Source organism: Streptomyces sp. NPDC038135, assembly GCF_055601245.1.
The window spans coordinates 676501-696491 of record NZ_JBVJXS010000002.1 but is presented as its reverse complement, the minus strand read 5'-3'; the positions used below and the strand labels follow the sequence as shown (position 1 = coordinate 696491).

At 73.5% G+C, this 19991-nt stretch carries 21 protein-coding genes and 1 tRNA gene; 12 read left to right on the top strand and 10 right to left on the bottom strand.

Annotated features, from left to right (window positions below):
- The first annotated feature begins 143 nt into the window (after positions 1–143).
- The 4 genes from ACZ7JA_RS07465 (at position 144) to ACZ7JA_RS07450 (ending at position 4053) form a co-directional block, all read left to right on the top strand.
- Positions 144–557: an aggregation-promoting factor C-terminal-like domain-containing protein gene (locus tag ACZ7JA_RS07465; RefSeq protein WP_351659920.1), complete on the top strand. Its 414-nt coding sequence runs from the start codon at positions 144–146 to the stop codon at positions 555–557.
- 165 nt (positions 558–722) lie between these two features.
- Positions 723–1409 carry a YoaK family protein gene (locus tag ACZ7JA_RS07460; RefSeq protein ID WP_351659918.1) on the top strand — a complete coding sequence of 229 codons (687 nt, stop codon included), beginning with the start codon at positions 723–725 and terminating at the stop codon, positions 1407–1409.
- Between the two features lie 319 nt (positions 1410–1728).
- Positions 1729–3102, top strand: coding sequence for a glycine betaine/L-proline transporter ProP (proP, locus tag ACZ7JA_RS07455; RefSeq protein WP_351659916.1), 1374 nt, complete (start codon positions 1729–1731; stop codon positions 3100–3102).
- A 282-nt stretch (positions 3103–3384) separates the two neighbouring features.
- Positions 3385–4053 (top strand): O-methyltransferase, encoded by a 669-nt coding sequence (locus ACZ7JA_RS07450; RefSeq protein ID WP_351659913.1) that lies wholly within the window; start codon positions 3385–3387, stop codon positions 4051–4053.
- A 30-nt stretch (positions 4054–4083) separates the two neighbouring features.
- Here the strand turns inward: ACZ7JA_RS07450 and ACZ7JA_RS07445 are convergent, their stop codons facing one another.
- Complete coding sequence (locus ACZ7JA_RS07445) at positions 4084–4476, bottom strand: FHA domain-containing protein (protein WP_351659911.1); 393 nt, start codon at positions 4474–4476, stop codon at positions 4084–4086.
- 134 nt (positions 4477–4610) lie between these two features.
- Here ACZ7JA_RS07445 and ACZ7JA_RS07440 point away from each other — a divergent pair, with 134 nt between their 5' ends.
- Complete coding sequence (locus ACZ7JA_RS07440) at positions 4611–5042, top strand: DnaJ family domain-containing protein (RefSeq protein ID WP_351659908.1); 432 nt, start codon at positions 4611–4613, stop codon at positions 5040–5042.
- A 25-nt stretch (positions 5043–5067) separates the two neighbouring features.
- Here the strand turns inward: ACZ7JA_RS07440 and ACZ7JA_RS07435 are convergent, their stop codons facing one another.
- Positions 5068–6102, bottom strand: coding sequence for a hypothetical protein (locus ACZ7JA_RS07435; protein WP_470807594.1), 1035 nt, complete (start codon positions 6100–6102; stop codon positions 5068–5070).
- A gap of 2 nt (positions 6103–6104) precedes the next feature.
- Positions 6105–6776 (bottom strand): hypothetical protein, encoded by a 672-nt coding sequence (locus tag ACZ7JA_RS07430; RefSeq protein ID WP_389299822.1) that lies wholly within the window; start codon positions 6774–6776, stop codon positions 6105–6107.
- 148 nt (positions 6777–6924) lie between these two features.
- On the opposite strand from ACZ7JA_RS07430, the gene ACZ7JA_RS07425 reads away from it, so the two are divergent.
- A complete protein-coding gene (locus ACZ7JA_RS07425) occupies positions 6925–7434 on the top strand; it encodes a GNAT family N-acetyltransferase (protein WP_389299819.1) in 510 nt (169 codons plus the stop codon).
- On the opposite strand, the gene ACZ7JA_RS07420 is transcribed toward ACZ7JA_RS07425, so the two are convergent.
- Positions 7421–9460: a DHA2 family efflux MFS transporter permease subunit gene (locus tag ACZ7JA_RS07420; RefSeq protein WP_401131106.1), complete on the bottom strand. Its 2040-nt coding sequence runs from the start codon at positions 9458–9460 to the stop codon at positions 7421–7423. The genes ACZ7JA_RS07425 and ACZ7JA_RS07420 overlap by 14 nt on opposite strands.
- A gap of 149 nt (positions 9461–9609) precedes the next feature.
- Between ACZ7JA_RS07420 and ACZ7JA_RS07415 the strand changes: the two genes are divergently transcribed.
- Positions 9610–10815 carry a peptidoglycan-binding domain-containing protein gene (locus ACZ7JA_RS07415; RefSeq protein WP_470807592.1) on the top strand — a complete coding sequence of 402 codons (1206 nt, stop codon included), beginning with the start codon at positions 9610–9612 and terminating at the stop codon, positions 10813–10815.
- Positions 10816–11139: 324 nt separating this feature from the next.
- Here the strand turns inward: ACZ7JA_RS07415 and ACZ7JA_RS07410 are convergent, their stop codons facing one another.
- Both ACZ7JA_RS07410 and ACZ7JA_RS07405 read right to left on the bottom strand, forming a co-directional pair.
- Positions 11140–11808: an HAD-IA family hydrolase gene (locus tag ACZ7JA_RS07410; protein ID WP_389299810.1), complete on the bottom strand. Its 669-nt coding sequence runs from the start codon at positions 11806–11808 to the stop codon at positions 11140–11142.
- Between the two features lie 205 nt (positions 11809–12013).
- Complete coding sequence (locus tag ACZ7JA_RS07405; protein WP_351659888.1) at positions 12014–12595, bottom strand: TMEM165/GDT1 family protein; 582 nt, start codon at positions 12593–12595, stop codon at positions 12014–12016.
- 376 nt (positions 12596–12971) lie between these two features.
- On the opposite strand from ACZ7JA_RS07405, the gene ACZ7JA_RS07400 reads away from it, so the two are divergent.
- Complete coding sequence (locus ACZ7JA_RS07400; RefSeq protein WP_351659885.1) at positions 12972–13616, top strand: HNH endonuclease family protein; 645 nt, start codon at positions 12972–12974, stop codon at positions 13614–13616.
- 109 nt (positions 13617–13725) lie between these two features.
- Here ACZ7JA_RS07400 and ACZ7JA_RS07395 read toward each other — a convergent pair whose 3' ends face one another.
- The 3 genes from ACZ7JA_RS07395 to ACZ7JA_RS07385 all read right to left on the bottom strand — a co-directional run bounded on the left by ACZ7JA_RS07395 (position 13726) and on the right by ACZ7JA_RS07385 (position 15675).
- Positions 13726–14289 (bottom strand): DedA family protein, encoded by a 564-nt coding sequence (locus ACZ7JA_RS07395; RefSeq protein ID WP_351660188.1) that lies wholly within the window; start codon positions 14287–14289, stop codon positions 13726–13728.
- A gap of 271 nt (positions 14290–14560) precedes the next feature.
- A complete protein-coding gene (locus tag ACZ7JA_RS07390; RefSeq protein ID WP_470807590.1) occupies positions 14561–15016 on the bottom strand; it encodes a DoxX family protein in 456 nt (151 codons plus the stop codon).
- A gap of 425 nt (positions 15017–15441) precedes the next feature.
- A complete protein-coding gene (locus ACZ7JA_RS07385) occupies positions 15442–15675 on the bottom strand; it encodes a DUF2277 domain-containing protein (RefSeq protein WP_351659878.1) in 234 nt (77 codons plus the stop codon).
- Positions 15676–15768: 93 nt separating this feature from the next.
- Between ACZ7JA_RS07385 and ACZ7JA_RS07380 the strand changes: the two genes are divergently transcribed.
- On the top strand, positions 15769–16776 hold the full coding sequence (locus ACZ7JA_RS07380; protein ID WP_470807587.1) for a ketopantoate reductase family protein: 1008 nt from the start codon (positions 15769–15771) through the stop codon (positions 16774–16776).
- A gap of 72 nt (positions 16777–16848) precedes the next feature.
- Positions 16849–17187: a hypothetical protein gene (locus tag ACZ7JA_RS07375; RefSeq protein ID WP_470807585.1), complete on the top strand. Its 339-nt coding sequence runs from the start codon at positions 16849–16851 to the stop codon at positions 17185–17187.
- 96 nt (positions 17188–17283) lie between these two features.
- Here ACZ7JA_RS07375 and ACZ7JA_RS07370 read toward each other — a convergent pair.
- A tRNA-Val gene (locus tag ACZ7JA_RS07370) sits at positions 17284–17358 on the bottom strand.
- Positions 17359–17571: 213 nt separating this feature from the next.
- Between ACZ7JA_RS07370 and ACZ7JA_RS07365 the strand changes: the two genes are divergently transcribed.
- Both ACZ7JA_RS07365 and ACZ7JA_RS07360 read left to right on the top strand, forming a co-directional pair.
- Positions 17572–18972 (top strand): coiled-coil domain-containing protein, encoded by a 1401-nt coding sequence (locus ACZ7JA_RS07365; RefSeq protein WP_470807583.1) that lies wholly within the window; start codon positions 17572–17574, stop codon positions 18970–18972.
- A 383-nt stretch (positions 18973–19355) separates the two neighbouring features.
- Positions 19356–19961 (top strand): DUF4383 domain-containing protein, encoded by a 606-nt coding sequence (locus ACZ7JA_RS07360; protein WP_351659869.1) that lies wholly within the window; start codon positions 19356–19358, stop codon positions 19959–19961.
- The last annotated feature ends 30 nt before the right edge of the window (positions 19962–19991 follow it).

The following is a 19991-nucleotide window of genomic DNA, read 5'->3' as shown; positions in this document are numbered from 1 at the left end:
GACATCCCACTGGCCTGTTTCTCTGGAGCACGTCGCCAGGCGCCGCAGCCCGAAAGGGCCGGGGCGCCGACGTACGCGGCCCCCGCCTCGCGGGTGGCTCCGGCATACGGGCGATCCCCCGTCCCCGACGCAAGAGGTTCTCCGTGTCCGTCTCCTTCATCCGCCGCATCGCCTCCCCGAAGAAGGCCCTCACGACCGTCGCCCTGGCCGCCGCCACCGCCGGCATGGCCCTGTCCGCGGCGCCCGCCCAGGCCGCCACCGACTCGGCCGCCACCGCCCAGACGATCGCGCACAGGATGATCCCGGACGCGGCGCAGTACAACGCCTTCAGCAAGATCGTCGAGCACGAGAGCGGCTGGAACCCCAGCGCCACCAACGGCTCCTCCGGCGCCTACGGCCTGGTGCAGGCCCTGCCCGGTTCGAAGATGGCCTCCGCCGGCTCCGACTGGAAGACCAACCCGGCCACCCAGATCAAGTGGGGGCTGGACTACATGAACTCCCGCTACGGCAGCCCGGTCGAGGCCTGGAGCTTCTGGCAGGCCAACGGCTGGTACTGAGCCGCCCGCGCTCCCCGCACCGCACCCGCGTCCGCACCCTCGCCCCGCCCGGCGAGGGTGCGCGCGTATGTCCGCGTGCTGCGCGGCGCCTCACGCGGGGCGCCGGGCCGGGGGAACATGGTGGGCCTGGCACCAGCCCCGTCCGTCCGGCCCACCGGAGGAAGCATGACCACGCCGTCACCGCCCGCGCCGGAGCCGGAGACGCGAGGGGTGCGGCTGGTGACCGTGCTGCTGGCGCTGACCGTGGTGAGCGGCCTGATCGACGCGGTCAGCTATCTGGGCCTGGGCCGGGTGTTCACGGCCAACATGACGGGCAACGTGGTCGTCCTGGGCTTCGCCGCCGCGGGCGCCCCCGGCTTCTCGGTCCCGCTGACGGCGACGTCGCTGGCCTGCTTCCTGCTGGGCGCGGTGGCCGGCGGCCGGGCGGCGGCCCGTTTCGGCGGGCGCTCGCGGCGCGGGTGGGCCCGCCGGATCCTGGCGACGGAGGCGGTGCTGCTCGGCGGCTCGGCCGCGGTCGCCTTCGCCTGGCCGGACACGACCGCCACCCGGTACGCCCTGATCGCGCTGACCGCCTTCGCGCTGGGCCTGCGCAACGCGACCGTCCGCAAGCTGGGCATCGCCGACCTGACCACCACGGTCCTGACGATGACCTTGACCGGCCTGGCCTCCGAGTCCCGCCTCGGCGACGCCACCGGCCACCGCTCCCCGCGCCGCACGGCGGCGGTGGTCGCCATGGTCGCGGGCGCCTGCCTCGGCGCCTGGCTGGTCCTCCACCAGGGACTCGGCCTCCCCCTGCTGGTCGCGGCGGCGGCTTCGGGGGTGCTGGCGGTCGTGGCGTCGGGGCGGGAGTGAGCACTCCCGGGAGCCCGGAACGACCTTCGGAACCCCGGAAACGACCTTCGGAACCCCCGGAAACGACCTTCGGGACCCCCGAAACGACCTTCGGTTGCCCCGATCCGGCGCGACAAGGATCACAACGACAGGTATGCATGACCCGGCCCGAGCGGGCAGGAGTACCTGCATACGCGCCCTTTAGCTGCACTATGCATCGACCCGCGTACGTGACGTAAGCAGGCGAAGTCCGCCTATCGTCGCTTTTCGGCCTGCTGTCCGACACCGCCGTCGCCCGGGCCCTGTCCCCGTCCCCGTCGAGAGGTAGGCGAGTTCCGTTTTGGCGACCGCCACTGCAGTCACCCCGCACCTGAAGACCCCGCGGGCCTCGAAGGCCCACGCCGACGTCACCGTCACCGACTCCGCCATGGTGAAGCGCGCCGTGAAGGCGGCCGCGCTCGGCAACGCCATGGAATGGTTCGACTTCGGTGTCTACAGCTACATCGCGGTCACCCTGGGCAAGGTCTTCTTCCCGTCAGGCAACCCGACCGCACAGCTGCTCTCGACGTTCGGCGCCTTCGCCGCGGCCTTCCTGGTCCGCCCGCTGGGCGGCATGGTCTTCGGCCCGCTGGGCGACCGCGTGGGCCGCCAGAAGGTCCTCGCCCTCACCATGATCATGATGGCGGCGGGCACGTTCGCGATCGGCCTGATCCCGTCGTACGCCTCGATCGGCGTGGGCGCGCCGCTGCTGCTCCTGGCCGCCCGCCTGGTGCAGGGCTTCTCCACCGGCGGCGAGTACGCCGGCGCCTCGACGTTCATCGCGGAGTACGCGCCGGACAAGAAGCGCGGCTTCTTCGGGAGCTGGCTCGAGTTCGGCACGCTGGCCGGCTACATCGGCGGCGCGGGCCTCGTCACCCTGATGACGGCCCTGCTGTCCACGCACGACCTGCTGACCTGGGGCTGGCGTATCCCGTTCCTGATCGCGGGCCCGATGGGCATCATCGGCCTGTACCTGCGGATGCGCCTGGAGGAGACCCCGGCGTTCGCGGCCGAGGTCGAGAAGGCCGAGGCCTCCCGGCCGAAGGTGCCGCTGCGCGAGATGGTCGCGGGCCAGTGGAAGGCGCTGCTGCTGTGCATGGGCCTGGTGCTGGTCTTCAACGTCACCGACTACATGCTGCTGTCGTACATGCCGAGCTACCTGACCAGTGAGCTGAAGTACGACGAGACGCACGGGCTGCTGGTCGTGCTGGGCGTGATGGCCCTGATGATGATCGTCCAGCCGTTCGCCGGCGCCCTGACCGACCGCGTCGGCCGCCGCCCGGTGATCGCCGCGGGCTGCGCGGGCTTCCTGCTGCTGTCCGTCCCGGCCCTGCTGCTGATCCGCCAGGGCAGCCTGGTGGCCGTGGCCCTGGGTATGGGCGCGCTGGGCATGCTGCTGGTCTGCTTCACCGCCGCCATGCCTGCCGCGCTGCCCGCGCTCTTCCCGACCCGGGTCCGCTACGGCTCCCTGTCCATCGGCTTCAACGTCTCGGTGTCCCTGTTCGGCGGTACGACCCCGCTGGTGGTCACCGCCCTGATCGGCGCCACCGGGAACATGATGATGCCCGCGTACTACATGATGGCCGCGGCCGTCGTGGGCGGGTTCGCCGTCTGGCGCATGTCCGAGTCGGCGGGCCGCCCGCTGCCGGGCTCGGCCCCCTCGGTGGAGCGGTAGGCACCGGTCCGTCACCGTCGAGCGGCCCCCGGAGCGCGAGCGCCCGGGGGCCGTTCGCGTCCCCGCCCGCCGGACGATCCGGGCCGCAGGGCACGGCCGACTGCCACGGCCCGCCGTGCCGGCCGCCGTACCGCGCCCGGCGGCCGAGTGGCCGCCCCGCCGCCGGTGCGGTCACCGCCGCCGCTCCCGCCGTCCGCGCCCCTCGGCTGAGACGATGCAGGGAAAGGCCCAAGGAGCCCCGGGAAGAGACTCGGGCGGACACTCGGGAAAGGCAGCAGACGCATGAGCTCGCAGCTCTGGGACGACGTCGACTTCTACTTCAGCAGCCATCTCGCACCGGAGGACGATGCGCTCCAGGCGGCCCTGCGCGACAGCGAGGCCGCCGGGCTGCCGCACATCAGCGTGACGGCCACCCAGGGCAAGTTCCTCCAGCTGCTCGCGGAGATCCAGGGCGCCCGGACCGTCCTGGAGATCGGCACCCTCGGCGGTTACAGCACCATCTGGCTGGCCCGCGCCCTGCCGGCCGACGGCAAGCTGATCTCGCTGGAGTACAGCGCCAAGCACGCCGAGGTGGCGACCCGCAACATCGCCCGGGCCGGTCTGGAGCGGATCGCGGAGGTGCGGGTGGGGCCGGCCCTTGAGTCGCTGCCCAAGCTCGCCGACGAGAACCCGGCCCCCTTCGACCTGGTCTTCATCGACGCCGACAAGTCCAACAACGCCCACTACGTGCAGTGGGCGCTGCGGCTGAGCCGGGCGGGCAGCCTCATCGTGGTGGACAACGTGGTGCGCGGCGGGCGGGTGGCCGACGCCGACAGCAGGGAGCCGGACGTGGTCGGCACGCGCGAGGCCATCGAGCTGATCGCCGCCCACCCCAGGCTGACCGGCACGGCCGTGCAGACGGTGGGCAGCAAGGGGTACGACGGGTTCGCGGTGGCCCGGGTGCTGGGCTGAGCCACCCGCCGGCCGCTCCGGGCCCGCGGCTCAGACCTCGTGGTAGAAGCCGACGTTGACGCTGCGCGGCGCGGTGCGGTCCTGGACGACGACCTCGCCGGAGCCGCCGCGCGGCAGCGTCACGGCCGCGCCGTAGGCGACGGTCTGCGCGTACTCGCCGACGATCAGCCGCACTTCGGCGGACGGCTCGGCCTGCGAGCCGCGCAGCCAGGAGAGCTGCCAGGCGCCGTCGGGGCCGAACCGGAACTCCAGGTGGACGCGGGAGACGAAAAGCCAGTCCTCGGGGGTGACCAGGCGGCACGCGGACGCGTCCCGGCCCACGCGCAGCACGGCGCCCGGCTCGCTGGGCGCGTCGGCCATCGTCATGCCGGCGGTGGCGCCCGTGTCGGCCCCGGAGACGGTGGCCATGGTCAGTTCGAGCACGTGCGTTCCCCCTGAAGATGCTGCGACGCCCAAGGAGCGGCGGCGTCGGAGACGTCCCTGCGCGGTGGCCTGTTTGCCGCACCGCCGCCGCATGATAAAACGCCCGGCGGGGCGGCGTCCGGCACAATGGGCTCATGACCGAGCGAAAGCCACCGGGCGTTCCGTTCGAGTCCTGGGTCGACAAGCAGATCCGGGACGCACAGGGGCGCGGGGAGTTCGAGCGGCTGCCGGGCGCGGGTGAGCCGCTGCCCGCCGACCTCGACTCCACCTACGACGAACTGTGGTGGGTCAAGCGGAAGATGGCCCGCGAGGGACTCGCGGTGCTGCCGCCGGCGCTGGCCCTGCGCAAGGAGGCGGAGGACGCGCTCGTCGCGGCCTACGCGGCGCCCACGGAGCGGATGGTCAGGAAGATCATCGAAGACGTCAACGTGAAGATCCGCGACATGATGTTCAAGCCGCCGCCGGGACCGTATCTGGGCAAGAAGCCGTACGACGTCGAGGAGGTCGTGCGCGAGTGGCGGCGGCGCAGGACCGCCACGAACGCGGAACCGGGCCCGGCGGGCTGAGCCGGGCCCGGGGTGCGCGCCCGGTTCAGAGGTGGAGCAGGCGGTCGGCCAGTTCGCGGTAGTCGCGCAGAGCCAGGCGCAGTTGCTCGGTGTCGGTCCCGTGCCCAGGGCCGTCCTCCTCGCCGTTCTGCCAGGACATGCGCAACGACCTGCGGCGCCGGGTCACGGCCTCGCCGAACCGCGCGGCGATCTCCTCCAGTGTCCGGTCGGCCTCCTCGACGGCCGAGCGGGGTTCCTCCACGAATCCGGCGAGCGTCTGGCGCAGCTGCGCCTCCCACTTCTCCGCCTCCTCGTGCGCGAGGAGCGGGGTGCGGCTGCCGGAGTCCTTGCCCCCGGTGCCGGGCCGGCCGGTGTCGCCGGTCCCAGCGGCGGCGGACCCGAGGTGCCCCGTGCCGGACGCCACGCCGTCGGCCGTCTTCGCGCCGCCCCTCGTGACCCCGTCCGGAACCGGCGCCGCCGGCCCGTCACCGCTCGTCCGGTCGCGCGCGCCGGGGACGCCGAGCGCCTCGTCGCCGCGTACGCCCGAACCGGACTCGCGCCGGTCCGCCACGCCCGCGCCTTCGGCGGCGCCGACTGCGGTGGCGCCGGTGCCGGGAGCATCAGCCCGGGCGGTGTCCGTTCCGGGAGCGCCGGCACGGGCAGCGTCCGTCCCAAGGGTCCCGCCCTCAGGGGTCCTGGCTTGGTGGGTGCCGGCTTCGTGGACCCCGGCTTCGGCGGTGCCCCTTCCGGGGATGCCCGTCTCGGCGGTTCCGGTCCCGGTACGGCCTGTGCCCGCCGCGCTCGTCCCGGTCGTGCCGGCGGCGGCCGCGCCCGAGTGGGCGTCCACGCCGTCCCGCGGTGTGCGGTCGTCTCCCGTCAGACCCTCCCGGCCGGCGCCGGCCTCGCCGCGGAGCGGGCCCGCCCCGTCCTCGGAGCGGTGCACCGACTCCCCGCGTACGGGCCCGTCGGCGAGCCGCTCACCGACCCGGCGCTCGTCGTCGGGGCGCCGCCCGGCGCCGGTGACGTCGCCTTCGGCCGGATACCGCTCGGCATCCGCTGCCGCATCCCTGTCGCGCGCCATGGTCAGACTCCCCTCGGGTGGCTCTTGCCGAAGATGCCGGCCTTGCCGGACGACTGGTGCCGGGTGTCGTCACCCGTCCCGGTGGCGGTCTCGGAGCGGTGGCCGGTGGCCGGAGTGGAGTCGTTCATCAGGTCGTCGAAGAGGGCACGCGCGTCCATCAGGGCGGTGCGCAGCTCCTCGGTTCCGGCGGCGGACTCCCCCGCACCGCCGCCCGGCCCGGCCTGGCCCACCCGGTGCACCCGGCGGTATCCCTCGACGTGCTGGGCGTGGTGCACGGAGAGCGCGGCGACCTGCTCCTCGTAACGGCCGCCCTCCGGGTAGCCGCGGAAGGCGGCGAGGTCCGACAGCAGCCGGTCGGCCTCGGCCACGGCCTCTCGGGGCGCCTCGACGAACCGCTCCTGCACGGCCGTCCAGCGGGCGCTGTACTGTTCGCGCTCGGCGGGCTCCAGGGGGCGCTCACGCAGCTTGCCGTGGCGCTCCAGACGCTCCGTCAGCTCTCGCTCGGCGGCCTTGGTGTCGCCGTCGTGCCGGGCCACGGTCCGCTGGTACTCGGGCCCGAAGCGCCGCTTCAGGTCCGGTCCGCCCTGCCGGCCGCGGCCGCGCATTACCAGGGTGGCGGCGAGGACCAGGGCCGCCACGACCACGATCACAGCGATGATCATGCCTGTTGACATGGTTGCCTTCCGGAATCGGACCGGCCCCGCTGGCCGGCTCTCCTTGCGTGTGACCCGGAAGTCAGCGCACAAACGGTGGCCCACCGGCGAAGCGGCGCGCGGATATCCGGTTGCGCCCGCCACCCGCCGGCACCGGACAATCCCCGGCATGACGTGGACGATCACCCCGGAACCGTTCGACTCCCCGGCCGCCGCCGCCCTTTGGCGGGCGTACTACACCGAGGTCAGCGACCGCTGGTACCTGCTGCACGAGGGGCGCCGCACCGCGCCGGACGAGCTGGAACGGGAGATCGCGGCCCGCACGGGCGCCGAACTCTCGCCGCCCAACGGGCAGTTGCTGCTGGGCCGGTACGACGGTGAGCCGGCCGGCTCGGCGGGGGTACGGCTGCTCACCCCGGACACCGCCGAACTCACCCGGGTGTTCGTGCTGGCGGGGATGCGCGGCCGGGGCGGGGCGGCGCTGCTGGTCGCCGCCGCCGAGGAGGCCGCCCGCGCCCTCGGCGCCACGGCGCTGGTCCTCGACACCCGCGGCGACCTGGTCGAGGCCCGCGCCCTGTACGCCCGGCTCGGCTACGCGGAGACGCCGCCCCACAACGACGACCGGTACGCCGAGCACTGGTTCCGCAAGGAACTGGCGGAGCCGGTCAACCGGTCCTGAGCACCGTGCCGTTGTGCGGCCGCTCGCGTTCCGAGCCGCACAGTTCGCCGGTCAGCTCCTTCACCAGCCGGGTGAGGTCGGTGGACCGGCCGGGTTCCCACCAGTCGCCGAGCAGATCGGCCAGGGACTCCTCGCGGGCCGTGGCGAGCCGTTCGGCGACCTCGCGGCCGGACGCGGTCAGCACCAGGTCCAGGCCCTCCCGCTCGGCCAGGCGCCGCTCCTCGACCTGGCGGGCGGCGGCCAGGACGGCCTGCAGCGGCACGGGACAGCGCTCGGCGAGCACACCGGGCTCCACCGAGCCGTACCTGCGGATGCGCAGCAGCAGCCAGCTCGCGGCGGGCAGCAGGTCGTAGCCGGCCCGCTCGGTGATGTCCCGGTAGATCTCGCGCCGCCCCTCGCGGGTGCCGAGCACGGACAGCGCGCGGCTCACCTCGTCGTGGGAGGAGCGTTCGACCGGGTTCGGCGGGATGGTCTCGGAGGCGTCCGGCGCGGTGACCGAGCCGCGCAGCGGGTCCTCCTTCAGGAACCACGCCAGGAGGAACCCGAGTGCGGCGACCGGGGCGGCGTACAGGAACACGTCGGTGATGGCGGACGCGTACGCGTGCAGGGCCGCCGGGCGCAGCGGGGGCGGCAGGGCGGCGATGCCCCGCGGGTCCGCCTTGAGGGCGTCGGGCGTGGCGCCGGGCGGCAGCCGGACGCCGCGGAAGGCGTCGGCGAGCTTGTCGGCGAGACGGCTCGCGAAGACGGTGCCGAAGACCGCGACGCCGAAGGACGCGCCGATGGAGCGGAAGAAGGTGACGCCGGAGGTGGCGACGCCGAGGTCCTCGTACGACACCGCGTTCTGCACGATGAGCACCAGGACCTGCATGACCAGGCCGAGGCCCAGGCCGAAGACGAAGAAGTAGGCGCTCATCTCCGCGGTCGGGCTGTGCTCGTCGAGCCGGTGCAGCAGGAGCAGGCCGATGGCGGTCACGGCGGTGCCGGCGACCGGGAACACCTTCCAGCGGCCGGTGCGGCTGACGATCTGCCCGGACACCGTGGAGGCCAGCAGTAGGCCGATCACCATCGGCAGCATGTGGACACCGGACATGGTCGGGGAGATCCCGTGCACGACCTGGAGGAAGGTCGGCAGGTAGGTCATCGCGCCGAACATGGCGAAGCCGACGATGAAGCTGATGACGGCGGCCAGGGTGAAGGTGCGCAGGCGGAACAGCGTGAGCGGCAGGACCGGCTCCGCCGCCCGGCGTTCCACCGCGACGAAGGCGACGGCGAACACGACACCGAGCACGGCGAGCCCGACGATCTGCGGCGAGTTCCAGTCCCATGTCGTGCCGCCCAGGGAGGCGACCAGCACCAGGCAGGTGGCGACCGAGGCGATCAGGACGGTGCCGAGGTAGTCGATGACGTGCCGGGCGGTGCGGCGCGGGATGTGCAGGGCGGTGGCGATCACGGCCAGGGCGACGACGCCGACGGGCAGGTTGACGTAGAACACCCAGCGCCAGCTCAGGTGCTCGGTGAACAGCCCGCCGAGGAGCGGCCCGAGCACGCTGGTGGCGCCGAACACCGCGCCGAACAGGCCCTGGTAGCGGCCGCGTTCCCGGGGCGGCACGATGTCGCCGACGATCGCCATCGACAGGACCATCAGCCCGCCGCCGCCCAGCCCCTGCAGCGCCCGGAAGGCGATGAGCTGCGGCATGTCCTGCGCCATTCCGCACAGCGCGGAGCCGACGAGGAAGACGACGATCGCGGTCTGGAACAGCCTCTTGCGCCCGTACTGGTCACCGAGTTTGCCCCACAGCGGGGTCGCGGCGGTGGAGGCCAGCAGGTAGGCGGTGACCACCCAGGACAGGTGCTCGAGGCCGCCCAGGTCACTGACGATCGTGGGCAGCGCGGTCGCCACGATGGTCTGGTCGAGCGCGGCCAGCAGCAGCCCGAGCAGCAGGGCCCCGATCGAGACGAGCGCGTTGCCGGAGACGTGCTCGGCGGCCGTGGCGTCCTTCGCCGCGCCGTGCGTGTCCAGGGCCATGGAGACCTCCCGGGGCTCGATGCACCTCTTCCATCCTGAGTGGTGTCACCACTTATGGCCCGTCGAGTCCTGTGATTGTCCTTTGAGTCCTGCGGTTGTGGAGGAAGTCTGCATATCCTCTGAAGCTCGCGAGGGGACGGGGCGAACACATGACGGAGTCGAGCGGCCACACCTGCCCGGAGTGCGGCGCGCCCAGAGGACCGGACAACACGCCGTCGTGCGACTGCACGGAACGGGCGTCCCGGGCGCTGCGCGAGACGCGCACGGCCGAGGCGGCCGCGGCGGAGGACTTCGACCCGCTGCGCATACGGCCGTACGTGGAGATGGGCGACCCCGACGGAGCCGGCGCGCCCGGACCGGCGGGACAGGGATCCTCGCCGAACGAGCGGACCCCGGCAGGGCTGGGCGGGGAGGCTTCGGCCGGGGACAGCGCCGTTCCCGCGGACGGTGGGGGCGCGGGGGACGCCGTTCGGACGAGCGGGCCGGCGGAGCAGCGGCCCTCACCGGACGGGCGGACCCCGGCGGAACGGCAGTCCTCACCGGACGGGCGGACCCCGGCGGAGCCGGACGGAGACGCCGTTCGGGTGAGCGCGCCGGCGGAGCAGCGGCCCTCACCGGACGGGCGGACCCCGGCGGAGCGGCAGTCCTCGCCGAACGGGCTGACTTCGGCGGAGCCGGGCGAAGACGCCGTTCGGGTGGGCGGGCCGGCGGCGCGGGGGGCCGTGCCGGACGGGTCCGGCGCGAGACGCTTACCGCCGCCCGGGGACTTCGGCGCACAGCCGTTCCCGGGCCCCGCCGGTTCCGCCGGCCGCACCCGCCGGCGCCGTACCGCCCTGCTGTGCATTGCGGGCGCGGGCGTGGTGGCGGCCGCCGTGGGTCTCGCCGGCGGACTGTTCTCCTACCAGGAACCGACCCGGGACCGGTCGGCACCGCAGGTGCGCGAAAGCGTGCCGGAAGAGGCGCCCACGTCGCCGGGCTCCGCCTTCTCGTCCGAGCCCGCGTCCCCGTCGGCCGCCCGCCTGCCCGCGCCCGGGACGTCCGCACCCGGGACGGCGACCCCCTCGGCGTCCCGCGGCGCGTCCCGCCCGGCCCCCTCGGGCACGGCGTCGGCCGGCAGCCCCGGCCCGACCGCCACCGCACTGGTCCTGCGCCGCGGCGACCAGGGCCTCGAGGTCATCGATCTGCAGACCCGGCTGAGCGCGCTGAACCTCTACCCCGACCACATCGACGGCGTGTACACGCGCCCGGTCGAGGACGCCGTGCGCACGTACCAACTGGCCCGCGGCATCAGCGGCGACACGCCGGGGGTCTACGGCCCGGCCACCCGCGCGAAGCTGGAGTCGGAGACCTGGTAGCCCCGCGCACCCTCCTGAGGCGGGCCGCCCTCCACCGGGAGCACTTCGGGCCGGGTGCGACGTCCAGCAGGTGCCGCTTCGAGCAGGTGCGACGTCGATCCGCGTCTCCGAGCGGGGCGACTGCGAGGCGGGCCGCTCCCTCCGAGACCGCGCTTCGGGCCGGGTGCGACCTCCAGCAGGTGCCGCTTCGAGCAGGTGCGACCTCGATGCGCGTCTCCGAGCGGGGCGACTGCGCGGCGGGCCGCCCCCTCCGAGAGCGCCTCGGGCCGGGCGCGCTTCGATCCGCGGCACCGAGCGGACGCAGTGCGGGCGACTCGGTGCCGCTCAGGCCAGGTGCAGCCGGACCGTACCGTCCCCGGCGGGTTCCACCCGTACTCCGGTCAGATCCGGCACCACGACGTCCGGCCCGTGCGCAGCGGCCCGCGGCCCCACGCCGACGACCCGCATCCCCGCGGCCCGTCCGGCCGCGATCCCGGCCCCGGAGTCCTCGAAGACGACACAGTCCGCCGGGTCCACGCCCAGTTCCGCCGCGCCCTTGAGGAACCCCTCGGGGTCGGGCTTGCTCGCCCCCACCGACTCGGCGGTGACGCGCACCTCGGGCAGCGGCAGCCCGGCGGCCGCCATGCGCGCGGTGGACAGGGCGACGTCGGCGGAGGTCACCAGCGCGTGCGGGACACCGCGCAGCGAGGCGAGGAAGGCGCCGGCGCCGGGCACTTCGACCACGCCGTCCATGTCGGCGGTCTCCTCGGCGAGCATGCGGGCGTTGTCGGCCAGGTTCTGTTCCACCGGCCGCTCGGGCAGCAGCACCGCCATGGAGGCGTGGCCCTGCCGCCCGTGCACGACCTTCATCACCTCGTCGCCGTCCAGGCCGTGACGCTCGGCCCAGCGCCGCCAGATGCGCTCGACCACGGCGTCCGAGTTGACGAGGGTGCCGTCCATGTCGAGCAGGAGGGCACGGGCGGTGAGGACGGCGGGCGTGGCGGTCGCCGGCATCGGCGGCTCCTCCTCGGGGTTCCCGGGACTCCCCGGGAAACGAACGAACGGGCTGGGCGGGGTGAAGCGCGGTGGGCGGAGTGGGAGACAAAACGGCCCCGCCCGCCGGTCAGGGAAAACGGGCGGGAGCCACTTTGTTTCTCCACGGTACAAAACAAGTCGCGGCACCGCCACCACCACCGGCGAGGGTTCACCGTCCGTTCGCTCAGCCGGCGACGGCCTCGTACAGGCTCCACACGCCCAGAGCCAGCATCAGCAGCGCCGCGATCTGTGTGATCAGCCGCAGCGGCACCCGCTTCATCAGGGCCTTGCCGCCGACGATGCCGAGCCCGGCCACGGCCCACAGACCGAGGACCGCGCCGACGCCGACGGAGATGGGGTCGTCGTAGCGGGCGGCGAGGTTGGCGGTCATGATCTGCGTGAGGTCGCCGAACTCGGCGACCAGGATGAGCATGAACCCGGTGCCGGCGACCTTCCAGAAGGACTGGTCGGCGGGCTTCTTGACCTCCTCCTCGCCCTCGTCCTTCTTCAGCAGCAGCACCGCCGCGCCGCCGAGGAACAGCACACCGGTGAGCGCGTGCACGATCTGCTGCGGGAGCAGGGTCAGCACGCTGCCGGCCGCGACGGCGAGCACGACGTGCAGCAGGAAGGCGGCGGCGACGCCCGCGAAGACGTACGAGGCGCGGTAGCGGGTGCCGAGGACGAGGCCGGCGAGCGCGGTCTTGTCCGGCAGTTCGGCCAGGAAGACGACGCCGAAGACGATCGCCGTCACGGTGATGCTGATCAAGGTTCCTCAATCGGTCGGGGCTGCCCCACCGAGAGTGCTGTACCTGACTGAGGACACCTCGGCACGGCAGCGCACTCGGCGCCCGCGCCTCGGGGGCACGGGCGTGCACTGCTTGCCGAAGGTCTCGCTGGGCGGTCCACGCGGGATCCGCCTCCGGGCGCCGGCTCAGGCTCGCTGAGCAGTATGTCGACGGTCCGGCGAAGAGCTACTCCCCTTCTGCACCGCCCATGGTACGCGATCGAAAGTTCGAGCCTGAACCTTGTCGTGTCATGCGCACGACACTAACTTCTAACCGAGCGCTCACCGACCGGCAACACGGCAGCGCGAGCATTCCCACGCCCGCGCTCCAACACCCCCACCGCACAAGGGAGTTCGCATGTCCCGGTTCTACGCGCGTCGACGGCTCAGCATACTCGCCGCCCTCAGCGGACTGGTAGCCTCCGTCGCCCTGTTCAACGCGCCGAGCGCCTCCGCGGCCCTGCCCACGCCGGTCAGCGGCGCCACGGCCCGCAGCTACCTCTCCCAGCTCACCGTGGCCACCGAGAACCGCACCGGCTACAGCCGCGACCTGTTCCCGCTCTGGATCACCATCAGCGGCACCTGCAACACCCGCGAGACGGTCCTCAAGCGGGACGGCACGAACGTCGTCACCGACTCCTCCTGCGCCGCCACCAGCGGCAGCTGGTACTCCCCGTACGACGGCGCCACCTGGACCGCCGCCTCCGACCTCGACATCGACCACCTGGTGCCGCTGGCCGAGGCCTGGGACTCCGGCGCGAGCAAGTGGACCACCGCCCAGCGGCAGGCCTTCGCCAACGACCTGACCCGTCCGCAGCTCCTCGCCGTCACCGACAACGTCAACCAGGCCAAGGGCGACCAGGACCCGGCCACCTGGATGCCGTCCCGCACCGCGTACCGCTGCACGTACGTCCGCGCCTGGGTGCAGGTGAAGTACTACTACAACCTGTCGGTCGACTCGGCGGAGAAGTCCGCGCTGACCAACTACCTGGCGAGCTGCTGACCGCCGGCCCCCCACAGCCCTCTCCGGCCGCCACGAGCAGGCGGCCGGGGAGGGCGGCGCCGTTCAGGGCCGCGTCCCAACCGCCCGGGCAGGGCCCACTCTTGAACCGTTACGCCGGCCGCCGCCGGACCAGGAAGCCGGCCGCCGCGCCCGCGCCGACCAGTGCGGCCACCGAGACGCCGGTGGCCAGCCAGGTGGCGCCCAGCCAGCGGGCGCCGAAGTAGCCGAGGGCGACGCTGTAGGCGGCCCAGGACAGGCCGGCCAGCGCGGACCAGGGAACGAAGTCACGGGCCCGGCGGTGCGCCGCGCCGGCACAGAAGGACACCACCGAGCGGCCGGCCGGCGCGAACCGGGCCAGCACCACCAGGGCCCCGCCGCCCCGGGACAGCGCCTCGCCGAGACGTTCCTGCGCGACGGTCAGCCGACGGGAGCGGCCTATCGCCCGGTCCAGGCGCTCCCCGCCCCGCCAGGCCAGCCGGTAGGCGGCGACGTCACCGAGGAGCGAGGCGGTCGCGGCGGAGAGGATCAACGCGAGGATGTCCGGCACCTCGTGCGGGACCTGTCCTGTCGCGGCGCCCGTGCCCGCGGCCGCCGCCGTGGCCGCCGTGATGACGAGGACACCGCTCGGCAGCACCGGCAGGAAGACGTCGAGCAGCACCGACAGGGCCACCATGACGTAGATCCATGGGCCGGCGGCCAGTGACCCCAGGCTCTCCCACACGACTGCTCCCCGTCCCCCGTGACTCCCCCGATGACAGCCATACAGCGTACGCCGCGGGTGTGACAGGAGGTTCTCAGGGGGCGCACGTGATCGTCACCCCGTTTTCCGGGCCTTCACACCGAGCGGACCCGGCGGCGCCCCACCCCGCTTCGGGAGCGGGGTGGGGCGCCGTGTCCGTATGCCCTGTCCGGACACCTTGAAGCAGTGCCCCGGCGGGCTGTGGTCAGGCCGCTATCGGAGCCTGCTCGGCGGAGGGCCGGCGCGCCGCGGCCGTACGCCGGGTGACCAGCCGGTCCAGGCCGAAGGCGCCGGAACCGGTGAAGACCAGCAGCAGGAAGGACCAGCAGAACATCACCGACAGCTCGCCGCCGTTCTGGATGGGCCACAGGGCGGCCTGCTGGTGGACGTCGAAGTACGCGAACGCCATCGAGCCCGAGGCGACCAGCGCGGCGCCACGCGTACCGAGGCCGACCAGGACGAGGCCGCCGGCGACGAGCTGGATCACCGCCGCGTACCAGCCGGGCCAGGCGCCGGCCTCGATGGTCCCGCCGTGGGTGCCCATGGCGCCGCCGAGGACGCCGAACAGCGAGGCGGCGCCGTGCACGGTGAACAGCAGGCCGACGACCACGCGGAACAGCCCGGTGACGTACGGCTGAGCGGAATTGAGACGTGCGGACATGTGGGGGGTCTCCTCTTCGGTTCGGTCGGGCCGGCCGGGGACGGGCCGGTCGTGGGGGCGGCGGTACCGAATGGAGACCCAGGTTAGGTGAACCTAATAGGTGCTTGCAAGTTCAACATTTGGCCATGGTTCCACGCCTCCCGACGGCGCCCTTCCGGGCGCGAGCGCACGTAGCGGGGCCCCGACCGCCGCAGCGCGGACCGAAAGTGTGACCGAATCCACTCCCTGCACAGCTACCCACCGCCGCCACCCGGCCCACGCCGGCCACGGCAAACTCGGCGTCAACCACCCATCGGGCAAAGCCATCTGATCAACCGTCAGGCGAAAGCGGCGACCGGCCCCGAAGCAGGAAGCGGGCAGCACGGGACCCCCGAGCGGCGACCGGCCCACCACCCGGGCCCCTCGGAGCGCGGGGAAGCGCTCCCCTACTCCGCCGCCGTCCGCACGGCCCGCCCCCGCACCTCAAGCCCCCCGAGCAGCTCGGCCGTGGCCTCCGCGACGGCCTCCACGGCCCGCTCGAACACCTCGCGGTTGTGGGCGGCGGGCGCCCGGAACCCCGAGACCTTCCGCACGTACTGCAGCGCGGCGGCGCGGATGTCGTCCTCGGTGGCCTCGTCGGGCAGCACTGGCGGGCGCAGCGTCTTGATACTCCGGCACATGCCCCCAGTCTCACGCAACGCGCCCACCCCTGCGAGGATCACGCCGAAGGCGGCCACCGACCCACGGGGCCGACCGACGAGAGGGAGCCCCTCATGACGACGAAGCAGACCGGGCAGACCGGGCAGGCCGGAAACACGGGACAGGCCGAGCACGCCGGACAGGCCGAGCAGGCCGGGAGGCCGGCGGAGACCGGCCGGCCGGAGCGGACCAGGCGGACCGTGGCCGTACTGGGCCCCGGCGGCGTCGGCGGTCTCCTCGCCGCCCTCCTGTCCCGCTCCGGCCACCGCGTCGTCTGCCTGGCCCGCGAGGACACCGCCGCCATCCTGCGCACCCACGGAATCCAGGTCCGCAGCCGTCAGTTCGGCGACTTCACCGCGGCCGTGGAGGCCGACACCGAACTGCGCGAACCGGTGGACGCCTGCCTCGTCACCGTCAAGCACACCGGCCTGGACGACGCCCTCACCCGCGTCCCGCCCGCCGCACTCGGCGACGCCCTCCTCGTACCGTTCCTCAACGGCGTCGAACACCCCGCGACCCTGCGCGCCCGCTACCGCCCCGACCTCGTGGCCCCGGCCGTGATCCGGGTGGAGGCGACCCGGACCGCGCCGGGCGTTTTCGAACACGACAGCCCCTTCACTGAGATCGACCTGGCGAGCGGCACCGCGCCCCGGCCGCGCCTGGACGCCCTCGCCGCGGTGCTGTCCGACGCCGGCCCCACCGCCCGGGTCGTCGAGGACGAAACGGCAGCGCTGTGGGCCAAGATGGCGTTCCTCGCACCCCTCGCCCTGCTCACCACGCGGTACGGCCTCCCTCTCGGCGACGTGCGCACCCGGCACGACGAGGAACTGCGCTCGCTGGTCGCCGAGACGGCCGCGGTCAGCCGCGCCTGCGGCGCCCCAGCCGACCCGGCCGCGGCCATGGCCAGGTACGCCGCCTTCCCGGCCGGCATGAAGTCGTCCATGCAGCGCGACGCGGAGGCGGGCCGCCCGCTCGAACTCGACGCCATCGGCGGGGCGCTGCTGCGCGCGGCGGACCGGCACGGCGTACCGGTGCCGGTGGCGACGCGGCTCGTGGGGGAACTGCGGGAGAGCGGTCACTGAGCCGATCACCCGTTCGACTGAACCTCGGGAACGAGCTCGCTACTCAAAATCGAACAGGCGTAGCATTGCCGCGTGGGTACGTCCTATGACTTTCCGAGTGACCTGCTCGCCGGTCAGGAGGAGCTGCACCAGATAAGGGCCGAGCTGTCGGCCCTGCTGAGGCGGCTCCCCTGGTCGGTCGAGCCGCTGGACGGCTTCAGCGACGAAAGCGGGTGGCGCAAGATCGAGCGGTCCGCGTCCCCGGGGTGGACGGAGGACGAGCAGGCGGAGGTGGAGAAGCTGCGGCAGCGGGAGCACGAGCTCGCGGTGTTCGTCAGCACCCACCGCTACTGGTCGGACCTGCCCGGCCCGGACCGCGTCGACGCCCGCAGCAGGCTGAAGCACGCCCCCGATACGCCCGAGGCCAACTGACCCCGCGCCGGTGATCACCGGAATCCGGCCGGGCGACCCCCGCCCCATGACCGAAGGCCCAGCCCCTTGCGGGGACTGGGCCTTCTCGAATCCACATGGTGGGCGCGGACGGTTTCGAACCGCCGACATCCTGCTTGTAAGGCAGGCGCTCTACCGCTGAGCTACGCACCCGGGACAGGCCGACAGCCTACATTGTCCCGACGCCTGCCCTGCAAGCCCGCGCGGGCGTGTGGCCAGGGAGGCCCCGCTGTCCGTCCGGTGTGCGTTCCGGCCGCGGCCGGTGAAAGTCCCCGAGCCCACGGCGAACTGATCGGCTCGTGTGTTCGTCTTCAACAGGTGGGAGAATGACAGCAGGTAGGGCGGACCACAGCACGGGAGAGGGATGTGAGGGCGACACCGGGCACGCCATCCACGCAGTCGTACCCGCCGTCGCCGACCGGACGGACCCGGCGTGGGTCCGCGGGGGTGCGTGACGTCCTGACGCTGATGAGTGTGCCGGTGGTGGTAGCGCTGGCGCTGCCGGTCGCGTTCGCCGGGGGCGGCACCCGGCGGTGGTTCGGCGGGCGTGCGGAGGGTCAGCGGGCCGAGGCGCAGGCCGCGAAGGACGCCGCGGCCGCCGCGTTCTACGAACTGGACACCGCCCAGCGGGACCTGCGGATCTCGGTGGAGACCATCACGGCCGTCGACGACTCCCCCGCCGCCCGGCGCGCGGTCGCCGACTTCGAGGCGCTGGGCGCGCGGATCGACGAGGTCAGTCAGCGGTACATCCAGGCCGTCGACGCGCATGATCTCGACCGCGACGGTCTTGAGGCGGCTACGGCGGCCCGGGCGCGGAGCGAGCTGACCGCGGCCAAGGACGAGCTGGTCCGGGTCAAGGAGGAGCTGGACCGTTTCGGCAGCTCGCTGGGGCCGTTGCTGGGCAAGGCCGAGACCCAGCTGGCCCGGTTGGCGCCGGCCGTGGAGCGGGCCCGGCAGGCGCTGCTGGGGGCGAGCAACGCGCTGGACGCCGTACGGGAGAAAGGACTGGCGGCGGACGATCTCGCGGCCCGGCTGGCCGCGCTGTCCCCGGAGCTGACGAGGCTGAACCAGGGCGCCGGGCAGCACGGGGTGCCGCAGACGCTGGAGCGGGCCGAGCGGGTGCAGCGGGAGGCCGCCGCGATCCGGGCCGAGGCCGAGCGGCTGCCGGAGCGGGCGGCGGAGATCGATCACCGGCTGGTCAGCCTGCGCACCCGTGCGCAGGCCCTGACCACCCGGGCGGGACAGGTCGAGCCGGTGCTCAGCGAGCTGCGGCGGCGCTTCACGGCGGCGTGCTGGCAGGACCTGCAGCAGGTGCCCGCGTCGGCCGCGGAGAACGTGCGGCAGGCCGAGTCGAAGCTGCGTGAGGCGCAGGCGGCGCGGGACGCGCAGCGGTGGCCGGACGCCACGTCGCTGCTGTCGACGGTGCGGGCGCTGCTGAACAGTACCGACGAGGCCGTGTCGGCCGCCGGTGACCGGCTCGCCCGGTTGAACGCGGTGCAGAAGGATCCGCAGGCGGAGACGGAGCGGACCCGGTTCGCGATCCGGGATGCCCAGCGGCTGGCCATGACGGGATGTACGACGCCCGATCCGCGGCACGCGCGTCCGCTGGACGACGCGGTGGCCCGGCTGGACCGGGCGATCGGCTCGCTGGAGGGCCGGCACCCGGACTACTGGCACTTCCTGACGGAGCTGGAGGCGGTACGGCGGACGGTGGCCGACGTGGTGTCGCGGATCCGCGAGGAGCGCGGGGGCGGCGCGGGTCACTGAGGCGCTGGGGCGGCGGGGAGCCGACGGCTGGGGCGCCGGAGGCCGTGGGGCGCCGTCACTGAGGCGACGGAGGCGGTGCGGCGCGGGCACTGGGGCGCCGGAGGCCGTGGGGCGCCGCCCCTGAGGCGCCGGGGGCCCGTGCGGCCCGGACGCTGGGGCGCCGGAGGCCGTGGGGCGCCGCCCCTGAGGCGCCGGGGGCCCGTGCGGCCCGGACGCTGGGGCGCCGGAGGCCGTGCGGCGCGGCCACTGAGGCGACGGGGGCGGTGCGGCCCGGGCACGGACGCCGGGGGCCCGGACTGTTGAGGCGTGTGGTGGCGGTTCGGGGTGGGGTGGCGGATGCTGGATGGACGGATGGCCTCCGCTAGCGCCCGGAGGAGGCGGACATGGCCACACACGCAGTGCACAGCAGGCCTCGACGGCGGATCCGGTTCGACGAGCATCTGCCCGTGGACCACCGGCTGAACACGGTCTACCGCGTCGGGGCGGCTCTGATCGGCGCGTTCCTGCTCGTCTTCGGCATTCTGGGGCTGATCGACCAGATCGGTTTCTTCAGCACCGGTGGTGACAGGGTCATCGGGCTGAACACCAACGGCACGCTGAGTGTGCTGTCCATCGTCGTCGGGGTGATCCTGCTGGCGGGCATGGTGATCGGCGGGAACGTGGCGTCGACGCTGAACATGGTGTTCGGGGTGCTGTTCCTGCTGAACGGTTTCTTGAACCTCGCGCTGCTGGACAGTGACTACAACTTCCTGGCGTTCCGGATCCAGAACGTGCTCTTCAGCTTCATCGTGGGGCTGCTGCTGATGACGTTCGGCATGTACGGCCGGGTCGGTTCCTCCCTGCCGCCGGACAATCCGTACTACCGGGCCCGTCATCCCGATCCGGCCACCGAGCCTCCGGGGCGTGAGCACGAGACGGGCACCATGCCGGTGACTATGCCGTTGCCGGGCAAGGAGGAGGGCGGGTCCGGCCGTCCCGGCTTGCGGTGATTCCGGAGCGGGTGCCGGTTACTCTGGGCG